At 43.0% G+C, this 6,324-nt stretch carries 5 protein-coding genes; all 5 read left to right on the forward strand.

The annotated features are described in order from the left end of the window. Positions 1-217 precede the first annotated feature (217 nt). The 5 genes from trpB to IM515_RS12920 all read left to right on the forward strand — a co-directional run bounded on the left by trpB (position 218) and on the right by IM515_RS12920 (position 5,756). Entirely contained in the window at positions 218-1,465 is a 1,248-nt protein-coding gene (trpB, locus tag IM515_RS12900; RefSeq protein WP_287627046.1) for a tryptophan synthase subunit beta, read from the forward strand. Between the two features lie 283 nt (positions 1,466-1,748). Further along, positions 1,749-2,924, forward strand: coding sequence for a hormogonium polysaccharide biosynthesis glycosyltransferase HpsP (gene hpsP / locus IM515_RS12905; RefSeq protein WP_287627047.1), 1,176 nt, complete (start codon positions 1,749-1,751; stop codon positions 2,922-2,924). Between the two features lie 511 nt (positions 2,925-3,435). Continuing rightward, entirely contained in the window at positions 3,436-4,002 is a 567-nt protein-coding gene (locus IM515_RS12910; protein ID WP_002784990.1) for a hypothetical protein, read from the forward strand. A 49-nt stretch (positions 4,003-4,051) separates the two neighbouring features. After that, positions 4,052-4,393: a hypothetical protein gene (locus IM515_RS12915; RefSeq protein WP_193959048.1), complete on the forward strand. Its 342-nt coding sequence runs from the start codon at positions 4,052-4,054 to the stop codon at positions 4,391-4,393. 28 nt (positions 4,394-4,421) lie between these two features. After that, positions 4,422-5,756 carry a flotillin family protein gene (locus tag IM515_RS12920; RefSeq protein ID WP_004159906.1) on the forward strand — a complete coding sequence of 445 codons (1,335 nt, stop codon included), beginning with the start codon at positions 4,422-4,424 and terminating at the stop codon, positions 5,754-5,756. Positions 5,757-6,324: the final 568 nt, after the last annotated feature.

A 6,324-nucleotide genomic window follows, 5' to 3' on the forward strand; every position in this document is an offset into this window, starting at 1 on the left:
GCCAAGCTTTTCTGGTCGGAACCCCCTAAGCCGAGTTTTCAAGGTGCTGCGCCGTCCACTTGGTTTTCGAGACTGGCCTTTTAATTCTAACGTAAAGCCAACCTAGAACGGCGGGGTTTCAGACCCAAAATTTCCGATGATTGCCCTAGAACTCAGGTTAACCCAGAGACTAAACCCTTAGATTTATAATGGACATAGTCTCTCATCTAAGATTTACATGACTATCACGCCGATTTATACCGCCTCAGCCAGCACAGCAAGCCAGTATCCCGATGCTTTTGGGCGTTTTGGACGCTACGGGGGCAAATACGTCCCAGAAACCCTGATGCCAGCCTTAAGTGAACTAGAAACGGCCTATAATCAGTATAAAGACGACCCCGATTTTCAAGAAGAATTAAATCAACTGCTCAAGGATTACGTCGGCAGACCTAGTCCCTTATATTTTGCCGAACGTCTCACCGCCCATTATGCAAAAGCCGACGGTACTGGGGCGCAAATTTACCTAAAACGGGAAGATTTAAACCATACTGGGGCCCACAAGATTAATAACGCCCTCGGTCAGGTTTTATTAGCCAAACGCATGGGTAAAAAGCGAATTATCGCCGAAACCGGGGCAGGACAGCACGGCGTGGCCACCGCTACGGTTTGCGCTCGTTTTGGTCTAGAATGCGTGATTTATATGGGAATTCACGACATGGAACGCCAGGAACTCAATGTTTTCCGCATGAGACTGCTTGGCGCAACGGTGCAACCCGTGGCCGCCGGGACGGGAACCCTGAAAGATGCCACCTCGGAAGCGATTCGCGACTGGGTAACTAATGTGGAAACCACTCACTACATCCTTGGTTCTGTGGCCGGTCCCCATCCCTATCCGATGATGGTGCGCGATTTTCACGCGGTTATTGGTCAAGAAACCCGTCAGCAAAGTCTGGAAAAATGGGGCGGTTTACCGGATATTCTCCTCGCTTGTGTGGGGGGTGGTTCTAATGCTATGGGTTTATTTCATGAGTTTGTTAAAGAAACTGCCGTGCGTTTAATTGGTGTTGAGGCCGCCGGAGAAAGTATCGCTTCTGGAAAACACGCCGCCACCCTTACCCAAGGTCAACCGGGGGTTCTACATGGGGCCATGAGTTATTTATTACAAGATAACGAAGGTCAAGTTATCGAGGCCCACTCCATTAGTGCCGGTTTAGATTATCCCGGAGTCGGCCCAGAACATAGCTTTTTAAAAGATAGTGGTCGCGCCGAATATTACAGTGTCACCGACAAGGAAGCACTAGAAGCTTTTCAACGAGTTTCCCGTTTAGAAGGGATTATTCCGGCCCTAGAAACTGCCCACGCTTTAGCCTATTTAGAAACTCTTTGCCCGCAAGTAACCGGTAGTTCTCGCATTGTGATTAATTTCTCTGGACGGGGTGATAAAGATGTGCAATCGGTGGCTAAATATTTATCAATGAATGGTTAACAGTTATCAGTTATCAGTTATCAGGCTCTTCTAGGTTCTGTGTGATAAGTTTAACTTACATAGGATTGATCAATCTTTGTGTCCTTTGTGTCTTTGTGGTTCGTTCCACCCCCTCGCCAGGAGGAATGTATCTTAGAATACATTTTAGCCACCAAATCCAATTGACTCTGTTCTGGTCTTAGAGTCGCTCTAAGTGTCACGTTCTAGCATATATCGTGTCAATGCGCTAGTATTTAACGGTAAAGCCAACCTAGAACGGCGGGGTTTCTGACCCAATTTTTCGATGAAAATTCTTCAGATTGTTCCTTCGATTTCCCTTGTTTATGGTGGCCCCAGTCAAATGGTACTCGGTTTGTCAGCGGCCTTGGCGCAACTAGGCCAAGATGTGACCATTATTACCACCGATTCCAATGGTGACACGGGACAAGCACCCCTAGAGGTGCCTTTAGGAGTCCCTGTTAGTCAAAATGGCTATCAAATCTATTATTTTCGCTGTTCTCCCTTTCGACGCTATAAATTTTCCCTTGATCTGTTTACTTGGTTGGCAAATAGGGCAAAAGATTACGATATCGCCCATATTCATGCCTTATTCTCCCCAGTAAGCAGTATATCAGCTTCGATCGCTCGTTACCGTCAACTGCCCTATATTCTCCGTCCTCTAGGTACTCTCGATCCGGCAGATTTGCAAAAAAAACGGCAACTTAAACAAATATATGCCAATTTTCTGGAAAAACCCAATTTAGCGGCGGCGGCGGCAGTTCATTTTACCAGTCAGCAGGAGTGTCAAATCGCTGAAAGATTTAATATAAAAACTAAGGATATTGTCATCCCCCTAGGGGTAGATTTTTTTAACCCACAAGCTTTACCAGTAACGGGTTTTAATCTTCCCCAAAATAAACCGATCATCCTCTATATGTCCCGTCTTGACCCGAAAAAAGGTCTAGATTTATTGCTGCCTAGTTTAGAAAGGTTGTTAGAAAAAGGCCTAGATTTTCATTTTGTCTTAGCAGGAGGCAATCCCCAAGATCGAGACTACGAAAATCGGATTAAAAATCAGATCGAGCGGTCAATATTGGGCAAAAATACGACAATTACCGGATTTGTCACCGGAGAAGTCAAAAATAGCCTCCTCGCTAGGGCCGATTTATTTGTTTTACCTTCCTACTATGAAAATTTTGGCATTGCGGTTGCCGAAGCTATGGCTGCTGGAATTCCTGTGGTGATCTCAGACCGGGTGGATCTGCATCCTGCGGTGACGGCAGCGGCTGCGGGATGGGTGACAGCTTGTCAGCTTGAGGATTTAACTAATACTTTGGCAACGGCTATCACTAATCCTGAAATTCGCCAACAAAGGGGGAAAAATGCCAAGGATTTAGTCTTAAATCAATATAGTTGGTCAGCGATCGCTGAACAGCTGTTAACTGTCTATGAAAATCTAGACAGACGGATTAAGATTTAGGCCATGAGGATAACCAGCACTAAAAATGCCAGTAGGGTTAAACCTGATTGCAGAAAGACGGGAAGCGCAAAAGAGTTCATAACAGTAGCTCACTTTTCTAGGGATGGCTCTATTTCCAATATACGCTTTCATCTCCGCTAATTCCTCATATTTCCGTCCGTAATGTCATCATCTCATCATTTAAGTAGGTAGGCGTTAAAAATTATCAGACACCACCCTTATCAAGGGGGGACTATAGGGTAGGGTTGATTCATGAATCAACCCTACTATGAATCAACCCTAGTACTAAGGGGGGATCGAACCTAAAATCCATTTTTAATTTAATTATAACCAGCTACTTATTCATCCCATAGGAGAATTTGAGGTCACTTGTACTGCATTTAAACTGGGTAGGGAGCATTTTAATACAAATGTACAGAACTTGGTCACTCCTCACCCTGTTCACTTAAGTTTCAGCGTCGTGATTATAATTAGGGAATGATAGAAATTCTTAGGCAATAGGATCACATCAGTGTTGATAAATCATCTTTTCTTCGGCGCTTTCCTACCCCTTGATACTCTCCTGTCCACCCAGGGGATTATGGTTATGCTTCTGGCCGCTTATGCTTTAGCCATGTGGATGTTTCTAACTAGCGCCCCAAAAGTTCATACAATCATGGTGACAGATTTGGAGACAGCCCGACAATTTTATGAAGGACTTTTAAATTTACCCACGGCCGATGTCCCCCTCCATTACTATTACAATTATGAGCAGACGATGGGCAATAATATGATTGACCCATTTTATATGTCTAGTAATCCGGCTGTGACTACTGCCAACCCTTCTTTGGGAGATCAACCCCAGGGTTTATGGTATCAGTTAAAGAAAAATACCCAACTGCACATCGTTGCTGGGGCAACCGCGGGTTATAAGGATCGTCATCGTCACGTTTGTTTTGATCACGATTGTTTAGAACAAATTCTGATGCGGGTGGAATCACGACGCTTAAAGTATAAAGTTCGTCGCAATAAACCTTTAAATTTTTTGGTCAAAGATAATGCTGATCGCGTGATTGAAATGGCCGAAGTCTCGAATTAGTTAACGGTAATTAGATTGGGGGCAACTATAACGGTAAATAACTAAACTTATGAATGCTCAACTGCTCACAATTGTTGTAATTTCTTTAGGGGTAGGTATTGGTTTGGCCATTCTACTCCTAATTTTAGTCAAGTTGAGACGCTGCAACCAACAGGTAAATAGTATCGTCGATTATCACTCTCTCATCGGTTTAATTGGAGTTGTTCAAATCCCCTTCGATAAAAATAGCAAGGGGAAAGTGCGAGTTAATGTCGGGGATAGTCTGATCGATATAGTAGCGATAACGGAAGGGGAAGAACAATTTAATGTCGGGGATAAAGCATTTATCCTCAATTGCCAGGACAATAAAGTTTTAGTCATTGCGGAAAAGTATATCAGAGGCGATTTGTAATTTCTTCTAAACCAAAGGGTAACTAACTATGAATAGTCAAAATAATTCCTATCTCATCCAAATCAATCCCAATCAATACGACAACAATAATAACAACAGTGCTGGCAATTTATTGTTGAATAGTGTTCCCATCGCTTTATTGATATTTCTGGGGATTGGTGCGATTTGGTTTATCAATTCTTTTTTGTGTATTTGTAAACCGAATGAAGTAGTAATACTGAGTGGGATGAAACGCAAATCAAAAGATAGACAGGATATGGGGTATCGAGTGGTATCGGGGGGTCGGGCGATTCGTATTCCAATTTTAGAAACCGTTAAACGCATGGATGTCACCACAACCCCGATCAGAATTGAGATTAAAAATGCCTATTCTAAGGGCAATATTCCCCTGAATATAGTGGCCATTGCTAACGTAAAAGTTAGTTCTAAACCTGAAATAGTCGGCAATGCGATCGAACGTTTTTTAGATCGAGATCGAGAAGAAATTATTCGCGTAGCTAAAGAAACTTTAGAAGGAAACTTGCGGGGTGTAGTCGCAACAATGACCCCCGAACAAGTGAACGAAGATCGCTTACAATTTGCCGAAAGTATTACCAGTAACGTCAGTCAAGACCTGTTTAAACTCGGTTTAGAAATTGATACTCTCAAAATTCAAAATGTTGCCGATGACGTGGATTATCTTAACTCCCTCGGACGGGAAAGAATCGCTTTAGTCATGCGTGATGCTGAAATTGCTGAATCAAATGCACTCAATGAAGCTGAACAAATAGTTGCGGAATGTGAGGAACAGGCAACCGTAGCTAAAACCCGCGATCAAATTATTATTTTAGAGCAAGAAAACGAGTTGAGAAAGTTAAAGGCAAAACTGGAACAACAGGCTAAATCGGAAGAAGAAATAACTATCGCCGCCGCTAAGGAAAAACGTGCTATAGTTGAGGAAAAATTGCAACAGGTCAGAGCAGAATTGGAAAGATTACGTCTCCAAGCAGATAAGGTTTTACCCGCAGAAGCGCAGCAGGAAGCTGAAACTTTCCGCGCTAGAGGAGAAGCGGCAATTTTTGAAGAAAATGCCAAAGCTGAAGCCTTGGTTAACGAATTGTTTGCGGAAGTCTGGCAAAACACCGGCAGCGAAGCAGAGGCAATTTTCTTGATTCAACAGTTAGAAACTATCCTGGAGGAGGCGATTAAAATTCCTAAACGCTTACACCTCGATCGAGTTAATATCGTTGATAATGGTGATGGTAAATCCCTGGCTACCCTGATTAAAGTCTATCCCGAAATCGTCAATCAATTCCTCGCCAGTGTCCATCAAACCCTCGGTATTGATGTGGTCGGAACTCTCACCAATAAAATTGAAAAATAGCAGTCAGAAAACACAATAGCCTGATTTTGGCGATAGATTGCTACCTGTTGACTAATGGGAGTAATTAACCAGCCCAGTCTTAAGCCACTATCAAGATATTCCTGCATTTTTCCTTAGAGTTAACTTAAAGAATCAGTGCGCGACCTTAATTAGGGTTTGCGGCAAAAAGTTTGTTGGTGGGGTTAGGAGTCGGTCGTCGGTCGTCAGTAGCCGGTCGTTTCAGGCTTTGTTGCCCTCTCTTTTCGTACGAGCTTATGTACTATAAGAAGGATAATGCAAGGTTTTTGAGGGTCTCAATCCGATTTTCGCAGCATGAACATCGGATTTTAACAGGTCAAAAGCCTTATTTTAAAAGGGTTTTACCATTATTCAGCAAGCCCTATGTATTGTCAACTTAAAGAATTTTGTGCTAACATACTGACACTCAGTCGAGCAGTGTCAAAATGTTTGTACTAGAATACAAAGGTGCGATTCGTTCTTCTGAAAGTTAGTATAACAACCTAGCGTATAGAAGACAAGGAACAGTAACAACTGAACCTTGACAACTTATCTTCTGTGTAGGTGAGGA

Origin of the sequence: Microcystis sp. M44BS1 (genome assembly GCF_020244875.1) — a bacterium.
Classification (GTDB): Bacteria; Cyanobacteriota; Cyanobacteriia; order Cyanobacteriales; family Microcystaceae; genus Microcystis; species Microcystis panniformis.